This is a genomic window from Pseudoalteromonas sp. Z1A6 (assembly GCF_011378745.1).
GTDB lineage: Bacteria > Pseudomonadota > Gammaproteobacteria > Enterobacterales > Alteromonadaceae > Pseudoalteromonas > Pseudoalteromonas arctica.
Map to the genome: position 1 here is coordinate 1 of NZ_WTKW01000064.1, position 15,559 is coordinate 15,559.

Here is a 15,559-nt window from a genome sequence, read left to right on the forward strand (position 1 = left end):
CTTTATGGGAGGTAATTTTATTATTTTAAGATTAAGCCTCAATGGTGCCTTAGAGCTAGTTGATTTTTGGATTATTACTTGTACTTTAGGTGTCTCCGCGATAGTAATACGAGTTATGCTGAAGTTAGATTCAATGGCTATTTTCTCAAAAAATGAGCTTGATTAATAAAATGTTGTTTGACTAAGGTAATTATGAACTCTGCAAATGGACTTATAACTTTTTCATTCTCAAAACCAGTCCCAGTGATTCTCCAATCCGAAATAGCCGAATGCGGCCTTGCCTCAATGGCTATGGTGGCATGTTATCGCGGTCATAAGCTGGATATGCCTGCCATGCGAAAACGCTTTTCGGCTAATCTAAAGGGTATGAACTTACAGCAGTTGATTGAGCTAGGTGATAATTTAGGGCTAGCTAGCCGTGCGCTACAATGCCCGCTTGATGAAGTTCATAAACTGCAAACGCCGTGTATATTGCACTGGGATATGAATCACTTTGTGGTATTGACCAAAGTCTCTGGTAAAGGATCTTCAACTAAGTTTGCTATAAACGACCCAGCTGTTGGTAAACGCAGTTTAAATAGTAATGAGTTTAGTAAACACTTTACCGGTATTTGTTTAGAGCTGACTCCAACCAGTCAGTTTGAAGCCAAACAAGAACAAGCACAGATGAAGTTTACCCAACTTTGGAGCTCAATGAAGGGCTTAAAAGCAGGGCTAATAAAACTGATTGCGTTGTCACTGGTATTGCAATTATTTGCTTTGATGACCCCTTATTATATGCAGTGGGTGGTGGATGAAGTACTCATTAGTTTTGATGAATCGTTATTAACGGTACTTGCCATGGGTTTTGCTCTGATTGCGATAATTTCAGTGGTGACTAATGCGGTACGAAGTTGGCTAATTTTACGGCTTTCGAGTTTGCTCAATATGCAAATGGGCGTGAATTTGCTCAGGCACTTATTGCGCTTGCCAATGAACTATTTTGAGTCCCGCCATATTGGCGATATTGTCTCGCGCTTTGGCTCATTAGCGCAAATACGGGAGCGCATAACTACAGGGTTTGTAGAAACACTGGTCGATGGCGTAATGGGCATTACCGTATTGATTATGATGCTAATTTATTCGCTAAAACTCACTGCGGTAGTTGTTGGTGCAATTGTACTGTATACCTTGGTACGTTTAGCGCTGTATCGTCCACTACATCAAGCCACCGAAGAAATGATTCAATCATCTGCCAAAGAGCAATCGAACTTTTTAGAAAATATTCGGGGTATGCAAACTATAAAATTGTTTGGTAATGAATCGCAGCGCCAAGGAATTTGGCAAAACCGTTATGCAGAGGTAATAAACAGTGAAATTCGTTTAGGGCGTTTAAACATTAGCTTTGATTCATTTAACAAGCTGTTATTTGGCCTTGAAAATGTATTAGTGATTTACTTTGCTGCATTACTAGTTATGAGCAATAGCTTGTCTGTTGGTATGGTACTGGCGTTTATTGCTTATAAAAACCAGTTAACCAGCCGCTTTGCCAACTTAATTGAACAAATCATTCAATTCAAAATGATGCGCTTACACTTAGACCGTATTGCAGATATAGCACTCACGAAACAAGAAGCTAATCGTGACGGTGAAATGGCCTATACAGGTGATGACGAAGGTAAAGTGAGAGGTCAGCTTACGCTCGAAAATATTTGCTTTAGTTACAGTGAAGAGCAAGTGCCGATTTTAAACAATGTTAATTTAACGCTGAATTCCGGTGACTCGATTGCGATTACGGGTCCGTCAGGTGCGGGTAAAACTACGTTGATGAAAATAATGCTAGGGTTATTACAGCCAACCTCAGGGACTGTGTTGCTTGATGGCAAAGATATTACTCAGCTTGGCCTTAAAAACTACCGCAAACAAATAGCTGCAGTAATGCAGGATGACACACTGTTAGCTGGCTCAATCGCTGATAACATCAGTTTTTTTGACCCACAGCCGAATTATTTAAAAATAGAGACGTGTGCTCGTCATGCGGCTATTCATGATGATATTACCAAAATGACTATGGGCTATAACTCATTAGTTGGGGACATGGGATCAAACTTATCGGGCGGGCAGGTACAGCGTTTACTTCTTGCTCGCTCATTGTATCAATCGCCCTGCGTGTTGTTTATGGATGAAGCAACTAGTCATTTAGATAAAGACAACGAAGCGAAAATAAGTGAACAAATTCAGCACTTACCCATCACGCGGATTATGATTGCTCATCGCCAAGAAACCATTAACATGGCCAGCAAAGTCTATCAACTGAAAGAGGGTAGGTTGGTGGAGCTACAACAGCAGAACGAGAGTGCATAAAATGACCAGTGCTTGTGTTTTACACGCCTTTTTATTATGTTTACATTTAATAAAAGCTCAATACCAGCGATATAAAAACCCCAGTTACAAATAACTGCACAACACAAAATCCCATAATATCTTTTGCTTTTAAGCCTGCGATAGCAAGGACGGGTAATGCCCAAAAAGGTTGAATTAAATTAGTCCACGCATCACCCCATGCAACGGCCATTGCAACGCGAGATATATCGGCGCCTAGCTCTTGCGCTGCGGGTATTACAATGGGTGCTTGTACAGCCCATTGGCCACCGCCAGAGGGAACAAACATATTAACGAGTCCTGCACTTATAAAACTAAAAAATGGCAAGCTATCAGCATCTGCAACGGCAATAAAGCCACGTGATATCTGTTGTGCTAATCCGCTATCAACCATTACCGCCATGATGCCGGCATAAAAAGGAAATTGAATAACAATGCCAGCCCCGCTTGGAATTGCTTGTTGCAGACTGTTAAGTAAATTATGGGGTGTTTGATGCAGCGTAATAGCTAAAAACAAAAATACGGCAATAACGCTATTAAGGTTTAAGTTTCCGCCAGCAATAAAAAAGTAATAACCTAAATATGCCAAACCTAATAAGCCAATTGTCATACCGAGTAGTTTACTTTGTTCTAAATGTTGGGCGGGTCTGGTTATTGTTGTGGGCTTAGGTGTTGTCTCTTGTAAAAGAGCTGGGTCGATATATACGCTTTCTTGCTCGCTTGGCAGCATATAGCGATTAACGAGCGGCATAATAATGAATAAACCAACTAATATGGCTATATTAAAGCCCGCAAATAAAGTGTGCTCTGTACTAATAATACCAATGCTGGCCTCTGAAAAGTGACTATCGGTTGCGATAGTTAAAGGAATCGAACCGGCTAATCCGCCATGCCATACAACAAAACCTGAGTAAGCGCTGGCTACTAATAATCGATAATCTACACGAGTATGTTTAGCAATTGCTTTGGCAAAAAGAGCACCAATAACTAAGCCAAATCCCCAATTTATCCAGCTCGCTAAAAGCGAAATAAGCGTTACCAATATAATTGCTTTAGGTGCTGTATTTGCGAGTGTTGCTAGTTTTTCTAATAACTTACTTATAGGTGGCGTACTTGCCAACATGTAGCCTGTAATTAACACTAGTAGCATTTGCATAGCAAAACTTAATAAGTTCCAAAATCCACCTCCCCACGCTTGTAATACTTCAATGTTGGTTGCGGTTGTAAATAAGCTCGCACTAATAAGAGTAATTATTGTAAGTAAAATTACAAATATAAAAGGGTCGGGAAGATAGCGCTCTACAATTTTAGTAAAAGGGCGGGCTATTTTATTAAGCATAAGCACAACTGTTTTGGTTATTATTTTAACGCTAATTAATCATGAAAAATCACCATTGGCAAACAGCATTTAGTCTTATATTTGTGGTTAAAAGCTTAAACATTGCTTAAAAGCATCGCTTACAGTAACGTACTGTTTATAGATAATTTACTAACGAAGACTTTGTATTATGCCGGTGATATTTAAAAGGCTAGCGTTACTTGTTCGCGCTCATATAGATCAGTTGAGTTGGCAAGCAGTGGCATTAGCTATTTTGACTCATATGCTATTAACATGGAGCTTACTATTTATAGCGAATGAGAAAGCGTTAACCTCGCTTACTACCTTTTTTTACTATTACACAGTAACAACATCAACAGTGGGATATGGTGACTTTAGTCCAACTACTGATCTTGGTCGTTGGGTGGTAGCATTAATACAAATTCCATTTGGTTTAGCTTTATTTGGTGTTTTGCTAGGAAAAGCAGGACAAACTGTTACTTACTTAATTAGGCGCGCTATGACTGGTGATAAAAACTTTGCCCACAGTAACCACCATATTATTATTTTTGGTTGGCACGACACTCGTACAAAAAAGATGATTGATTACATTTTGGCAGATACGAAACGTACTGACCGTCGTATTTTACTCGCGGTAACAGAGCAAATGGATCATCCTTTTTTAGCTAACGAAAGCGTTGATTTTGCACGTTTAACGAGTTTTACAAATTTAGCTGAACTAGAGCGGGTAGCTATTCGTAGTGCTGATAAGGTGATTATTGATGGTCAAGATGACGACCAGACATTTACGACAGCCCTGCGCATAAGTCGCTTAGTAAAAGATGATTGTCATATAAGTGCTCACTTTTTAGATGAAACTAAAGTTGAGATGATGTTAGAGCATTGCCAAAATGTAGAATGTAGTAGTGCAAAATCAGCTGAGATATTAGTACGCTCAATGCAAGATCCAGGTTCGAGCCGTGTGCAAGAGGAGCTGCTATCTACTTTGCACGGCGATACACAATTTAGCTTGAAAGTACCAAGTGGCTGCAAAGATATGGAGTTTGGTACTTTGTTTCATCATTTTAAGCTTGAGCATGATGCAATACTGTTAGGTGTTGCCCATAATTTAAGTGCGCAAAATATGGATTTAAACCCACCATTAGATTACAAAGTAAGTGAAGGCGATATTTTGCACTATATATCGGTAGATCGAGTATTAAGTAGTGAAGTAGACTGGTCGAGCCTAGAAAAATAATGAATGAAGTTGTATTTTTAATTGTTGTTTTAAGTGCTTACATATTACCTGTCGTTATTGTACTCAACAGTAAGCGTACACAGGGTCATGAAAAGAATGGCTGGCTAATGGGAATCATTATATTTTCTTGGTTAGGTTTAATGATGTACTTTACCATTGTGCCCAAGCATAGGCACAAAAAGAAAAAGGCTAAATAGAGTAGTTAGCCTTTATAGCCGTTTTAGTTGGAATAATTACTCTTCCAACTGTTTGAGTTTATCCTCAATTAGAGGGTCGTCAGGTAGAAGTTGCTGGGCGACTTCTAATAGCTGAATAGCATCATTAGGGTGCTCATCTTGGTGCTTAAGTGCCACATCTATTAATGGCTGAATATCAATTTTTGCTTGATGCTCTTGTACATACACTTCTTTTTCATCAGCTAAAATTTTATGCGCTGTACTCAATAATGCTAAACGATGGGGGGAGTCTGCATTAGCCGTATTGAGACTTTGATAATAATCTTCTTTTAAGCGTAAGGTTTTGGTTTGCAGGCGAAACTGTGCAATATCGATTTGCTGATGTTGAATGAAATCAACGGCTACTTGCTTATAAAACCCAAACTTATTCAAATATGTAGCGTGTGTGCCATGTCCCATACCAAATACTCGCAAGTGAGTTAACTGCTTATAGCGCTTGGCGTGCATTCGGTCTATACGATTAGTAGGATCGTAAATAATATAGCCTTGGGCATCTCCTAAATCTAGATCGTGATAATCTTGTTGCCAGTCAAACTGCTGAGCTATATCGGTACTAGAGCGGTCATCCCAGGGTACTAATTCTTTATTTTTAGTACTTACCGGGTGAAAGAACAGTACTTGGTTTAGCTTTAATAGTTTAGCAAAAGCGCCAACAGCAAATCCGCCACGGCTTAAGCCATAGCCTAATCGACAATTAAACGGCGTAAGTAATGTTGATAATTGCTCGAGAAAAAAGATTAAATTACGATTACGAAACCAATTACTTTTACCTAAATGCTGAAAAGCGATTACGTTTACGTTTTGTTTTTGAGCCAAGTGATAACCCCATGGTGCAAAATCAGGGTGAAGATCTTGCTCTTGCACGTTAGTGCCTGCGGGTGAAAAGGTAAAAAGCAGGGGCTTATTAACGTCAACAAAATCATACTTAACAAATACATCGCCGAGTAAATCACTACCCGTCATGGGTAATCGAGTTTGTTGCTCATTGCGCGGGAGAGTTAACCATTCATCTAACCAATACAGTAATTTCATTAATCCTCCAGCTATAAGTCAGCATAGATCATATCAAACTCAATGAAATTAGGTCAAACCGAGAGGGTGTTACTGCGCCATTTTGATTATTTCATCCCAGTCATTTTTAGTAACAGGCATTATTGATAGTCGTCCGCCTTTTTTAAGTGCGATTTCAGTAATGTTATTATTGGCTTTAATATCTTTAAGGCTAATTAATTTTTTTAAATGGCTTTGATAAGTAACTTCAACAACAACCCAGCGTGGTTTGTCGCTGGTGGCTTTTGCATCGTAATAGTCGCTACTTAAATCAAATTGAGTGGGGTCTGGGTAGGCTTCTTTTGTAACCTCGGCAATACCCGCTACACCTACGTGTTTACAGCTTGAATGGTAAATCATCACTGAATCACCGACCTTAACGCCATCACGCATGAAGTTTCGCGCTTGGTAATTACGCACGCCTTCCCAAAGAGTCGTTTGTTTTGGTGCGTTTTTTAAATCATCTAATGAAAACGCATCGGGTTCAGTTTTAAATAGCCAGTAAGCCATAACAGTATTCCTAACAAATATTTACTTCCCACTATTGTATAGTATCATTTGGATATTAGGGTAATGAGGAAGAAGTAATGAGCCAAGTATTAGATGATTTATTGTCGTTGTTAACACTTGAAGAAATTGAGCAAGGTTTATATCGAGGACAAAGCCAAGATTTAGGCTTTGGTGCTGTGTTTGGCGGTCAAGTTATGGGGCAGGCGCTTTCTGCCGCTAAAGAAACTCTACCTGAGGGGCGTATAGTTCACTCATTACATTCTTACTTTTTACGCCCAGGCGATCCAGCTAAACCGATTGTTTATGATGTAGAAACTATTCGCGATGGAAAGAGCTTTAGTACTCGCCGAGTAAAAGCGATTCAGTACGGTAAGCCAATTTTTTATATGACAGCGTCGTTTCAGGGTGAAGAAAATGGTTTGTCGCATCAAGCAACAATGCCTGATGTACCCGCACCTGAAGACCTGCGTTCATCGCTTGAGTTTTATCAAGAAAATGCTGCGCATATTCCAGAGGTGATCCGTAATAAGTTTACGCGTGAAATGCCGATTGAAATGCGACCAGTTACTTTTCATAATCCATTTAAACCAGAAGCTATGGAGCCGGTAAAGCATATTTGGTTTAAAGCTAATGGTGAAATGCCAGACGATCAACGCATTCATAATTATTTACTTGCTTATGCGTCTGACTTTGAGTTTTTGCCAACTGCATTACAGCCACATGGTGTATCGTTTATGCAGCCAAATATGCAAGTAGCGACTATTGATCATGCAATGTGGTTTCATCGCCCATTTAGAATGGATGATTGGATTTTGTATTCAATTGATAGTCCAAGTGCGAGTAATGGGTGTGGTTTGGTACGCGGGCAGTTTTTTGATCGCCAAGGCAACTTAGTTGCCTCAACAATGCAAGAAGGGGTTATGCGTCAGCGCTAACCACCTTCTATGGATTGAGTACTAGTTACACTGATCTTGTACTATATCGCTGATTGACTGCCAGACGCGTGCTGGCAGTAATGTTTTAAGGTGTGCATAGGTTTCACAAAGTTGTGTACTACCTACTAAGCCTCTATCACCTTCTGTTATTAATGATTCACCACGTAAGTTTTCAATAAAGCTAACAAGTACTTTTTTGTCAAAAAACTCGGGTGTTTTAATACCATGCAGTGTGCCTAAACGTTGCGCTAAAACTTGGCTTTCTCGCTCTAGCTCAGCTTTTTCAATGCCATCACTTGTTTGAATAAAACCAATCACAATAGCGTATCGTTGCAGAGTAAAGCTAAGTGCTCGCCCAAGCATTTCTAGCTTAGCTAAGCAGTCATTACCGTTTGTTATATGAATATTGTCACCATCAAACTCAATTAAGTTTTGATCTGCAAAGTTCGCTAAAATACGTGTTATGTAGTTTTCATCAAGAGGCTGTAAGTACCACTCTTTGGCAAACAACGGATAAAACGTTTTTACAAGTTGCTGGCATTGCTCAATGGTCGTGCTGTGTTGCTTAAATAAGTGCAACGCAATTAAGCTTGGTACTGCAAACAAGTGTAAAATGTTGTTTCGGTAGTAATTAAACAGTACTTTTTCTTTATCGCTAATAGTAATAATTTCGCCAAATTCATCACTGATAACTTCAAACTTATTCAGCTTTAATGCATGCGTTAGTAATTGCTCTGGTGTTTCGTCTGGCGCGGTTACTTTATCGCTATAGCTTGCATCGCGTTGTAAACGCAGGTAAAAATCAAGTTGTGCTAATAGCTTTGGTTTGCTCAATGCTTGTTTATCGTTAACCAGCAATATCATCGCTAGTAAGTTAACCGCATTAAGCGCCGCCGCATTATTAATTTTAACCATCACTTGGTCGGCAAGCTTAGTTACTTGTGGCGCTAACCATTGCGGCTTTTGCACGTCGGTTGGGTGTATTGAATCACGCCAATCTGGTTGGTTATCGTTTAAATATTGGTTTATAGAGATTGGGTCACCAAAGTTTAAATTACCACGACCGTAGTTTTTAAGGTTTTTGATTGCCTTAAAAATTCCAAAAATAGATTCGCCTTTTTTATCTTTACCATCTAGTTCTTTAAGATAAGTATTAATTTCCATTACATGCTCATAGCCAATATACACAGGAACAATAGATATAGGTCTGTCTATTCCGCGTAGCATGGCTTGTAAGGTCATTGAGAGCATGCCGGTTTTAGGCGGTAGCAAACGCCCAGTGCGGCTTCGTCCGCCTTCTGTATAAAACTTAACAGAGTAGCCTTTAATAAATAGCTGGCTTAAATACTCTTTAAATATGGCTGAGTAAAGCTTATTACCGGCAAACGAGCGACGAATAAAAAATGCACCTGAGCGTCTAAATATACCGCCAGCAGGGAAAAAATTAAGATTTACACCCGCAGCAATATGCGGTGGTACTAAACCTAAATGATAAATAGAGTAGGTAAGCAGTAAGTAGTCCATGTGGCTACGATGACAAGGCATATAAATAATTTCATGACCTTTATCGGTTAGCTCATGAATTTGTTCAGCATGTTTAATGTCTATACCGTTATAAAGCTTATTCCACAACCAGGTTAAAAACCTTTCAGCTACACGTATCATCGCCTCAGAGTAATTAGCCGCTATTTCATCAAGTAGCTTAAGTGCATTTTGGCGCGCTTCGGTTTGACTGATATTTTTAGCTTTAGCTTCATCTTGAATTGCTTTTTTTATTGTAGGTGATGCTAATAATGAATTAAATAATTGCTCGCGAGAGGGCATTTTAGGGCCCGTAGCTGCAAGTTTTTGACGCTTAAAATGTACACGTGCAACACGTAACAACTTATGTGGTAATTCACTTACGTCTGCTTTCTCATTCACTAACAGCGATAAGTCGAGAGGCTGACTAAAGCGAATAAAGTTATCGCGACCTGAAAACAACACGACAAAAACCTTTCTAAACCAGCTAGGAGTTAGGGAGTGCGTGATTAAAGTGCGCAATCCTGGCTTTTCTTTGCCTGGGTCGCGTCCCCATAAAATAGTTACCGGAACAACTTGTACATTTTGCTGTCCGCTTTGTATGAGGTACTCAATAATTTGCTTACCTTGAGCTAAAGCATTGGTTGGCTTAGCTTCATCACCAAACAGTGGCGGCGGGTTTTTAATGCCAATAAAGCGGTCTAAATTTTGGTTGCCTAATACTTGCTCTTCGGTTGGACTAGGTAGGCCATTTTTTTTACAAGCATGTGCAAGGGCGGCTAAATCAAATCGCGAATTTAGGCGCACTATATAAAATGTAGGATACTCAGGGTTTAGATCATACTGTTTAATAGGATTTTCTGGCAGCACTTTGCTTTTCACAAATAAGCGGCTAAATCCAGCAGACATAACATTTAAACAATAATTAAAAATACGCATCGACTCACCATATTGAGAGTATTAAGGGCAAAATTAGCGCAGTAGGATACCATAATATCTAAAAATCACTTAGTTTGCGTAATTAAGGTGTTAACTTGTTTATTGACTAGCAAGTAGAGCTATTAGTTCAAGTATAGCGAGTAAGCATTTATGGGCGCTTATTTAATCAAATTTACAGCCATTGTATTGTTTCTAAATAGTTGTTGCATTTATCACCAATACCTCTATAATACGCAGGCTTTCAAAATTCCTCTGGGAATTAGAAAGGATAAATTAAGCTTGGATTTCAAGCTAATAAACAGGAGTTCCGATTTGGAACTCAACGTAGATATAATCAAACAGCCGGCATCTTAAGTCTTAAGATTGTTTCGGTCGTTTTTTTATGCTCTTTTATATGCTCTTTATATTGAGGTTAAGAATGTCAAATCAACGCATTCGTATTCGCCTAAAAGCTTTTGACCACCGTTTGATTGACCAATCAACGGCAGAAATCGTGGAAACTGCGAAACGCACTGGCGCACAAGTACGTGGACCAATTCCACTACCTACACGCTTTGAACGTTTTACTGTACTAACTTCACCGCACGTTAATAAAGATGCGCGTGATCAGTACGAGATCCGCACCCATAAACGTCTGATTGACATCGTAGAACCAACTGACAAGACTGTAGACGCGCTTATGCGTTTAGATCTTGCTGCTGGTGTTGATGTTCAAATCAGCCTGGGTTAATCGAAAGATTAGAGAGGTTTTAGGAAAATGGCATTAGGTCTAGTCGGTCGTAAAGTGGGTATGACACGAATCTTCACTGAAGATGGTGTATCTATCCCTGTGACAGTTATTGAAGCGACACCTAACCGCATTGCTCAGATCAAATCTGACGCAACAGACGGTTATAACGCGCTTCAAGTAACCGCAGGCACTAAAAAAGCAAGTCGTGTAAACAAAGCTAAAGCGGGTCATTTCGCTAAAGCTGGTGTTGAAGCGGGTCGCGGTCTGTGGGAATTCCGCCTTAACGGTGGTGAAGGCGATTTTGAAGTAGGCGCTGAGCTTACTGTTGAATTATTCAACGAAATCAACAAGGTTGACGTAACCGGTACTTCTAAAGGTAAAGGTTTCCAAGGTGGTGTTAAGCGCTGGAATTTCAGCATGCAAGACGCTACACATGGTAACTCTCTATCTCACCGTGCTCCTGGTTCAATCGGTCAAAACCAATCACCTGGTAAGGTGTTTAAAGGTAAGAAAATGGCCGGTCATATGGGTGCTGAGCGTGTAACGACTCAAAACTTAGAACTAGTTCGCGTTGACGCTGAGCGTAATTTGCTTTTAGTTAAGGGTGCAGTACCTGGAGCTATTGGCGGTGACGTTATCGTTAAACCAGCTGTTAAAGCATAAGTCCTGGAGATTTAGTGATGGAATTAGCAATTAAAGACGCTTCTGGCGGTCTTGAAGTTTCTGAAGCTACTTTTGGGCGTGAGTTTAACGAAGCATTAGTACATCAAGTAGTTGTTGCATACGCAGCAGGCGCTCGTCAAGGTACTCGTGCTCAGAAGACACGTTCTGAAGTAAGCGGTGGTGGTAAAAAACCATGGGCTCAAAAAGGTACTGGCCGTGCACGTGCCGGTACAATCCGTAGCCCAATTTGGCGTTCAGGTGGCGTTAGCTTTGCAGCTAAACCACAAGACCACAGCCAAAAAGTAAACCGTAAAATGTACCGTGGTGCGATTAAAAGCATCTTATCTGAATTAGTTCGTCAAGAGCGTTTAATCGTTGTTGAAAGTTTTGCTCTAGCAGCACCAAAAACTAAAGAACTAGTTGCTAAGCTTAAAGAACTTGAGCTTAAAGATGTTCTTATCGTGACTGAAGAAGTAGATGAAAATCTTTTCTTATCGGCACGTAACCTTTATAAGGTTGACACGCGTGATGTAGCTGGTATCGATCCTGTAAGCTTAATTGCTTTCGATAAGGTACTTATTACAGCCGCTGCTGTTAAGCAACTTGAGGAGGCGCTAGCATGATTCGCGAAGAACGTCTTTTAAAAGTGATCCTTGCTCCACATATCTCTGAAAAAAGCACAATTGCTGCTGAAGAAAACAATACTATTGTTTTCAAAGTAGTAAATGACGCAACTAAAGCTGAAATTAAAGTAGCAGTTGAGAAGCTTTTTGAAGTAGAAGTAACTGGTGTTCGCACACTTAACGTTAAGGGTAAAACAAAACGTACTGGCGCACGTTTCGGTCGTCGTAGCGACTGGAAGAAAGCTTACGTTACTCTTAAAGAAGGCAGCGAGCTAGACTTTGTCGGCGGCGCCGAGTAATAAGGGGATAGAATTATGGCACTTCAAAAGTGTAAGCCTACTTCTGCGGGCCGTCGTCACCTAGTTAAAGTGGTTAACTCTGATCTACATAAGGGTAAGCCATACGCACCACTTTTAGAGAAAAACTCTAAATCAGGTGGTCGTAATAACAATGGTCGTATTACGGTTCGTCATATCGGTGGTGGTCATAAACAACACTACCGTTTAATCGATTTTAAACGTACTAAAGATGGCATTCCAGCTACTGTTGAACGTTTAGAATACGATCCAAATCGTAGCGCAAACATCGCTCTTGTATTATATGCAGACGGTGAGCGTCGTTACATTATCGCACCTAAAGGCTTAAAAGCTGGCGATGCAATCCAGTCTGGTGTTGATGCACCAATCAAACCTGGTAATGCATTACCAATGCGTAATATGCCTGTAGGTTCGACTGTTCACAACGTAGAATTAAAACCAGGTAAAGGTGCTCAAATAGCACGTTCTGCTGGTGCATACGTTCAAATCCTTGCTCGTGATGGTCAATATGTAACATTACGTCTTCGTTCAGGCGAAGTTCGTAAAGTTGAATCTGATTGTCGTGCGACTCTAGGTGAAGTAGGCAATGCTGAGCATATGCTTCGTTCACTTGGTAAAGCAGGTGCAAATCGCTGGCGTGGTATTCGTCCGACAGTTCGTGGTGTTGCCATGAACCCGGTAGATCACCCACACGGTGGTGGTGAAGGTCGTACATCTGGTGGTCGTCATCCTGTGTCTCCATGGGGTAAACCGACTAAAGGTGCGAAGACGCGTAAGAACAAGCGTACGGATAAATTTATAGTACGTCGTCGTACTAAGTAATATTGAGGAATAGCCATGCCACGCTCTCTCAAGAAGGGTCCTTTTATAGACCTACACTTGCTGAAGAAGGTAGAGAAAGCTTTGGAAAGCGGTGAGAAAAAGCCAATTAAAACTTGGAGCCGTCGTTCAATGATCATACCTAACATGATCGGATTGACCATTGCTGTCCATAATGGTCGCCAGCACGTACCAGTTTTCGTTTCTGACGAAATGATCGGTCACAAACTAGGTGAATTTGCACCAACTCGCACTTACCGTGGCCATGCTGCGGATAAGAAAGCGAAGAAACGATAAGAGGGGAAGATAAATGCAAGCATTAGCTAAACATAAATTCGCCTCTGGTTCGGCGCAAAAAGCACGTCTAGTTGCAGATCAGATCCGCGGGTTACCTGTAGATCGCGCACTAGAAATCCTGGCGTACAGCCCTAAGAAAGCCGCTGTATTAGTTAAGAAAGTACTTGAGTCTGCTATTGCTAACGCAGAGCATAACGAAGGTGCTGACATTGATGAGCTTCGTATAACAACGATCTTTGTGGACGATGGTCCTACAATGAAACGTATTATGCCTCGTGCTAAAGGACGCGCAGACCGCATCCTTAAGCGTACAAGCCATATCACTGTTATGGTTTCAGATAGCTAGGAGTATAAGTAATGGGACAAAAAGTTCATCCTACTGGTATTCGCCTAGGTATATCTAAACCTTGGGTTTCTACCTGGTACGCGAGTTCAAAAGATTTCTCTGCACAGCTTTTTGGCGATCACAAAGTTCGTACATTCCTTACAAAGGAATTGAAAACGGCTTCTGTGTCTAAAATCGTTATTGAGCGTCCAGCAAAATCAATCCGAGTAACAATCCACACGGCTCGTCCGGGTGTTGTTATCGGTAAAAAAGGCGAAGACGTAGAAAAATTACGTCAAGCGGTAACTAAAATCGCTGGTGTACCTGCTCAGATTAATATCTCTGAAGTACGTAAACCAGAACTAGATGCACAACTAGTAGCAGACGGCATTGCCTCTCAACTAGAACGTCGTGTTATGTTCCGTCGCGCTATGAAGCGTTCGGTACAAAATGCAATGCGCATCGGTTCTAAAGGGATTAAAGTTGAAGTTAGCGGTCGTCTTGGCGGCGCTGAAATCGCACGTTCAGAATGGTATCGTGAAGGTCGTGTACCTCTACATACTCTTCGTGCTGATATCGATTACGCAACTTCTGAAGCCTTAACCACTTATGGTATCATTGGTGTTAAAGTTTGGATCTTCAAAGGCGAAGTTATTGGTGGTTTACCACTAGTACAAGAGCAAGAGAAGCCAGCTAAACGCGCACCAAAGAAAGCCAAGAAAAGTGCTAAGTAGAGGTAGCGACTAATGTTACAGCCAAAACGTACAAAATTCCGTAAAATGCACAAAGGCCGCAACCGCGGTTTAGCGCAAAACGGTAACAAAGTAAGCTTCGGTACTTTCGGATTGAAAGCAACTGGCCGTGGCCGTATGACTGCTCGTCAAATCGAAGCAGCTCGTCGTGCTATGACGCGTCACGTGAAACGTCAAGGTAAAATCTGGATTCGTGTCTTCCCTGACAAACCGATTACAGAAAAACCTCTTGAAGTTCGTATGGGTAAAGGTAAAGGTTCTGTTGAATATTGGGTTGCTGAAATTCAGCCTGGTAAAGTACTTTACGAAATGGAAGGTGTTTCAGAAGAGCTTGCTCGTGAAGCATTCGACCTTGCTGCTCGTAAATTGCCATTCAAAACAACTTTCGTAACTCGGACGGTAATGTGATGAAAGCTAGCGAACTAAAAGACAAAAGCGTAGAAGAGCTTAATGCTGAACTTCTAGGACTACTTCGTGAGCAATTTAATATGCGCATGCAAGCTAGCACTGGTCAGTTAGCTCAGACACACACGCTAAGAACAGTACGCCGCGATATCGCGCGTGTAAAAACAGTTATTAACCAGAAGGCAGGTCAATAATGAGCGATAAAATTCGTACTCTTCAAGGCCGTGTAATCAGCGACAAGATGGAAAAATCTTTCACTATCGCTATCGCACGTTATGTGAAGCACCCAATCTATGGGAAATTCATTAAACGTACGACTAAGTTACACGTACATGACGAAAATAACACAGCAAAAGCGGGTGACGTAGTTACTATCCGTGAATGCGCACCAATTTCTAAGAATAAATCTTGGACTTTAGTAGACGTTATTTCTAGTCCAAAACAAGCTTAATTTTTTAATTAAGTTAGTTTTGTAAAAAAGCCCCGGCATTAGCTGGGGC

The 15,559-nt window shown here is 40.7% G+C and carries 19 protein-coding genes; 15 read left to right on the forward strand and 4 right to left on the reverse strand.

The genetic code is table 11. The annotated features are described in order from the left end of the window. The first annotated feature begins 192 nt into the window (after nt 1–192). Nucleotides 193–2,343: a peptidase domain-containing ABC transporter gene (locus tag GQR46_RS06180; RefSeq protein WP_165740424.1), complete on the forward strand. Its 2,151-nt coding sequence runs from the start codon at nt 193–195 to the stop codon at nt 2,341–2,343. A 46-nt stretch (nt 2,344–2,389) separates the two neighbouring features. On the opposite strand, the gene GQR46_RS06185 is transcribed toward GQR46_RS06180, so the two are convergent. Further along, nucleotides 2,390–3,700, reverse strand: a complete 1,311-nt coding sequence (locus tag GQR46_RS06185) for a TIGR00366 family protein (RefSeq protein WP_165740426.1) — start codon at nt 3,698–3,700, stop codon at nt 2,390–2,392. Between the two features lie 169 nt (nt 3,701–3,869). Here GQR46_RS06185 and GQR46_RS06190 point away from each other — a divergent pair, with 169 nt between their 5' ends. Together GQR46_RS06190 and GQR46_RS06195 are read left to right on the forward strand one after the other, a co-directional pair. Next, the gene (locus GQR46_RS06190) at nt 3,870–4,937 is read left to right on the forward strand and encodes a potassium channel family protein (RefSeq protein ID WP_007587041.1); all 1,068 of its coding nucleotides are present in this window, start codon (nt 3,870–3,872) and stop codon (nt 4,935–4,937) included. Then, nucleotides 4,937–5,134 carry a PLDc N-terminal domain-containing protein gene (locus GQR46_RS06195; protein WP_007587044.1) on the forward strand — a complete coding sequence of 66 codons (198 nt, stop codon included), beginning with the start codon at nt 4,937–4,939 and terminating at the stop codon, nt 5,132–5,134. The genes GQR46_RS06190 and GQR46_RS06195 overlap by 1 nt, the downstream gene beginning before the upstream one ends. Before the next feature lie 36 nt (nt 5,135–5,170). On the opposite strand, the gene GQR46_RS06200 is transcribed toward GQR46_RS06195, so the two are convergent. Together GQR46_RS06200 and GQR46_RS06205 are read right to left on the reverse strand one after the other, a co-directional pair. Then, nucleotides 5,171–6,205 carry a cytosolic protein gene (locus GQR46_RS06200; RefSeq protein WP_165740427.1) on the reverse strand — a complete coding sequence of 345 codons (1,035 nt, stop codon included), beginning with the start codon at nt 6,203–6,205 and terminating at the stop codon, nt 5,171–5,173. 69 nt (nt 6,206–6,274) lie between these two features. Then, nucleotides 6,275–6,733 carry an EVE domain-containing protein gene (locus tag GQR46_RS06205; RefSeq protein WP_024592465.1) on the reverse strand — a complete coding sequence of 153 codons (459 nt, stop codon included), beginning with the start codon at nt 6,731–6,733 and terminating at the stop codon, nt 6,275–6,277. A 77-nt stretch (nt 6,734–6,810) separates the two neighbouring features. Between GQR46_RS06205 and tesB the strand changes: the two genes are divergently transcribed. After that, complete coding sequence (gene tesB / locus GQR46_RS06210; protein ID WP_165740429.1) at nt 6,811–7,668, forward strand: acyl-CoA thioesterase II; 858 nt, start codon at nt 6,811–6,813, stop codon at nt 7,666–7,668. Between the two features lie 21 nt (nt 7,669–7,689). Here tesB and plsB read toward each other — a convergent pair whose 3' ends face one another. After that, nucleotides 7,690–10,128, reverse strand: coding sequence for a glycerol-3-phosphate 1-O-acyltransferase PlsB (gene plsB, locus GQR46_RS06215; RefSeq protein ID WP_165740431.1), 2,439 nt, complete (start codon nt 10,126–10,128; stop codon nt 7,690–7,692). 418 nt (nt 10,129–10,546) lie between these two features. Between plsB and rpsJ the strand changes: the two genes are divergently transcribed. From rpsJ to rpsQ, 11 genes are read left to right on the forward strand one after another with little or no spacing between them, the layout of a single operon-like run. After that, nucleotides 10,547–10,858: a 30S ribosomal protein S10 gene (gene rpsJ / locus GQR46_RS06220; RefSeq protein ID WP_002957900.1), complete on the forward strand. Its 312-nt coding sequence runs from the start codon at nt 10,547–10,549 to the stop codon at nt 10,856–10,858. Between the two features lie 27 nt (nt 10,859–10,885). Next, the gene (rplC, locus tag GQR46_RS06225) at nt 10,886–11,521 is read left to right on the forward strand and encodes a 50S ribosomal protein L3 (protein ID WP_002957898.1); all 636 of its coding nucleotides are present in this window, start codon (nt 10,886–10,888) and stop codon (nt 11,519–11,521) included. 17 nt (nt 11,522–11,538) lie between these two features. Further along, nucleotides 11,539–12,144, forward strand: coding sequence for a 50S ribosomal protein L4 (gene rplD / locus GQR46_RS06230; RefSeq protein WP_002957897.1), 606 nt, complete (start codon nt 11,539–11,541; stop codon nt 12,142–12,144). Beyond that, nucleotides 12,141–12,443, forward strand: coding sequence for a 50S ribosomal protein L23 (rplW, locus tag GQR46_RS06235; RefSeq protein WP_002957896.1), 303 nt, complete (start codon nt 12,141–12,143; stop codon nt 12,441–12,443). The genes rplD and rplW overlap by 4 nt, the downstream gene beginning before the upstream one ends. Before the next feature lie 15 nt (nt 12,444–12,458). Then, a complete protein-coding gene (rplB, locus tag GQR46_RS06240) occupies nt 12,459–13,283 on the forward strand; it encodes a 50S ribosomal protein L2 (RefSeq protein WP_002957895.1) in 825 nt (274 codons plus the stop codon). A 15-nt stretch (nt 13,284–13,298) separates the two neighbouring features. Further along, nucleotides 13,299–13,577, forward strand: coding sequence for a 30S ribosomal protein S19 (rpsS, locus tag GQR46_RS06245; RefSeq protein WP_004588689.1), 279 nt, complete (start codon nt 13,299–13,301; stop codon nt 13,575–13,577). Between the two features lie 13 nt (nt 13,578–13,590). After that, nucleotides 13,591–13,923 (forward strand): 50S ribosomal protein L22, encoded by a 333-nt coding sequence (gene rplV / locus GQR46_RS06250; protein ID WP_002957892.1) that lies wholly within the window; start codon nt 13,591–13,593, stop codon nt 13,921–13,923. Between the two features lie 11 nt (nt 13,924–13,934). Continuing rightward, complete coding sequence (gene rpsC / locus GQR46_RS06255; protein ID WP_002957891.1) at nt 13,935–14,636, forward strand: 30S ribosomal protein S3; 702 nt, start codon at nt 13,935–13,937, stop codon at nt 14,634–14,636. Nucleotides 14,637–14,648: 12 nt separating this feature from the next. After that, nucleotides 14,649–15,062 carry a 50S ribosomal protein L16 gene (gene rplP / locus GQR46_RS06260; protein WP_002957890.1) on the forward strand — a complete coding sequence of 138 codons (414 nt, stop codon included), beginning with the start codon at nt 14,649–14,651 and terminating at the stop codon, nt 15,060–15,062. Next, nucleotides 15,062–15,253, forward strand: coding sequence for a 50S ribosomal protein L29 (rpmC, locus tag GQR46_RS06265; RefSeq protein ID WP_002957889.1), 192 nt, complete (start codon nt 15,062–15,064; stop codon nt 15,251–15,253). Before rplP ends, rpmC begins: the two co-directional genes overlap by 1 nt. After that, nucleotides 15,253–15,510, forward strand: a complete 258-nt coding sequence (gene rpsQ / locus GQR46_RS06270) for a 30S ribosomal protein S17 (protein ID WP_002957888.1) — start codon at nt 15,253–15,255, stop codon at nt 15,508–15,510. Before rpmC ends, rpsQ begins: the two co-directional genes overlap by 1 nt. Nucleotides 15,511–15,559 lie beyond the last annotated feature (49 nt).

What these genes read in the sequence shown, in the direction of transcription:
- rpsQ (WP_002957888.1), top strand. Translation starts at nt 15,253, where the DNA reads ATGAGCGATAAAATTCGTACTCTTCAAGGCCGTGTAATCAGCGACAAG.
- rplW (WP_002957896.1), top strand. Translation starts at nt 12,141, where the DNA reads ATGATTCGCGAAGAACGTCTTTTAAAAGTGATCCTTGCTCCACATATC.
- GQR46_RS06180 (WP_165740424.1), top strand. Translation starts at nt 193, where the DNA reads ATGAACTCTGCAAATGGACTTATAACTTTTTCATTCTCAAAACCAGTC.
- plsB (WP_165740431.1), bottom strand. Translation starts at nt 10,128, where the DNA reads ATGCGTATTTTTAATTATTGTTTAAATGTTATGTCTGCTGGATTTAGC.
- rplV (WP_002957892.1), top strand. Translation starts at nt 13,591, where the DNA reads ATGCAAGCATTAGCTAAACATAAATTCGCCTCTGGTTCGGCGCAAAAA.
- rplD (WP_002957897.1), top strand. Translation starts at nt 11,539, where the DNA reads ATGGAATTAGCAATTAAAGACGCTTCTGGCGGTCTTGAAGTTTCTGAA.
- GQR46_RS06190 (WP_007587041.1), top strand. Translation starts at nt 3,870, where the DNA reads ATGCCGGTGATATTTAAAAGGCTAGCGTTACTTGTTCGCGCTCATATA.
- rpsC (WP_002957891.1), top strand. Translation starts at nt 13,935, where the DNA reads ATGGGACAAAAAGTTCATCCTACTGGTATTCGCCTAGGTATATCTAAA.
- GQR46_RS06200 (WP_165740427.1), bottom strand. Translation starts at nt 6,205, where the DNA reads ATGAAATTACTGTATTGGTTAGATGAATGGTTAACTCTCCCGCGCAAT.
- rpmC (WP_002957889.1), top strand. Translation starts at nt 15,062, where the DNA reads ATGAAAGCTAGCGAACTAAAAGACAAAAGCGTAGAAGAGCTTAATGCT.
- rpsJ (WP_002957900.1), top strand. Translation starts at nt 10,547, where the DNA reads ATGTCAAATCAACGCATTCGTATTCGCCTAAAAGCTTTTGACCACCGT.
- rpsS (WP_004588689.1), top strand. Translation starts at nt 13,299, where the DNA reads ATGCCACGCTCTCTCAAGAAGGGTCCTTTTATAGACCTACACTTGCTG.
- rplC (WP_002957898.1), top strand. Translation starts at nt 10,886, where the DNA reads ATGGCATTAGGTCTAGTCGGTCGTAAAGTGGGTATGACACGAATCTTC.
- GQR46_RS06195 (WP_007587044.1), top strand. Translation starts at nt 4,937, where the DNA reads ATGAATGAAGTTGTATTTTTAATTGTTGTTTTAAGTGCTTACATATTA.
- GQR46_RS06185 (WP_165740426.1), bottom strand. Translation starts at nt 3,700, where the DNA reads ATGCTTAATAAAATAGCCCGCCCTTTTACTAAAATTGTAGAGCGCTAT.
- rplP (WP_002957890.1), top strand. Translation starts at nt 14,649, where the DNA reads ATGTTACAGCCAAAACGTACAAAATTCCGTAAAATGCACAAAGGCCGC.
- GQR46_RS06205 (WP_024592465.1), bottom strand. Translation starts at nt 6,733, where the DNA reads ATGGCTTACTGGCTATTTAAAACTGAACCCGATGCGTTTTCATTAGAT.
- rplB (WP_002957895.1), top strand. Translation starts at nt 12,459, where the DNA reads ATGGCACTTCAAAAGTGTAAGCCTACTTCTGCGGGCCGTCGTCACCTA.
- tesB (WP_165740429.1), top strand. Translation starts at nt 6,811, where the DNA reads ATGAGCCAAGTATTAGATGATTTATTGTCGTTGTTAACACTTGAAGAA.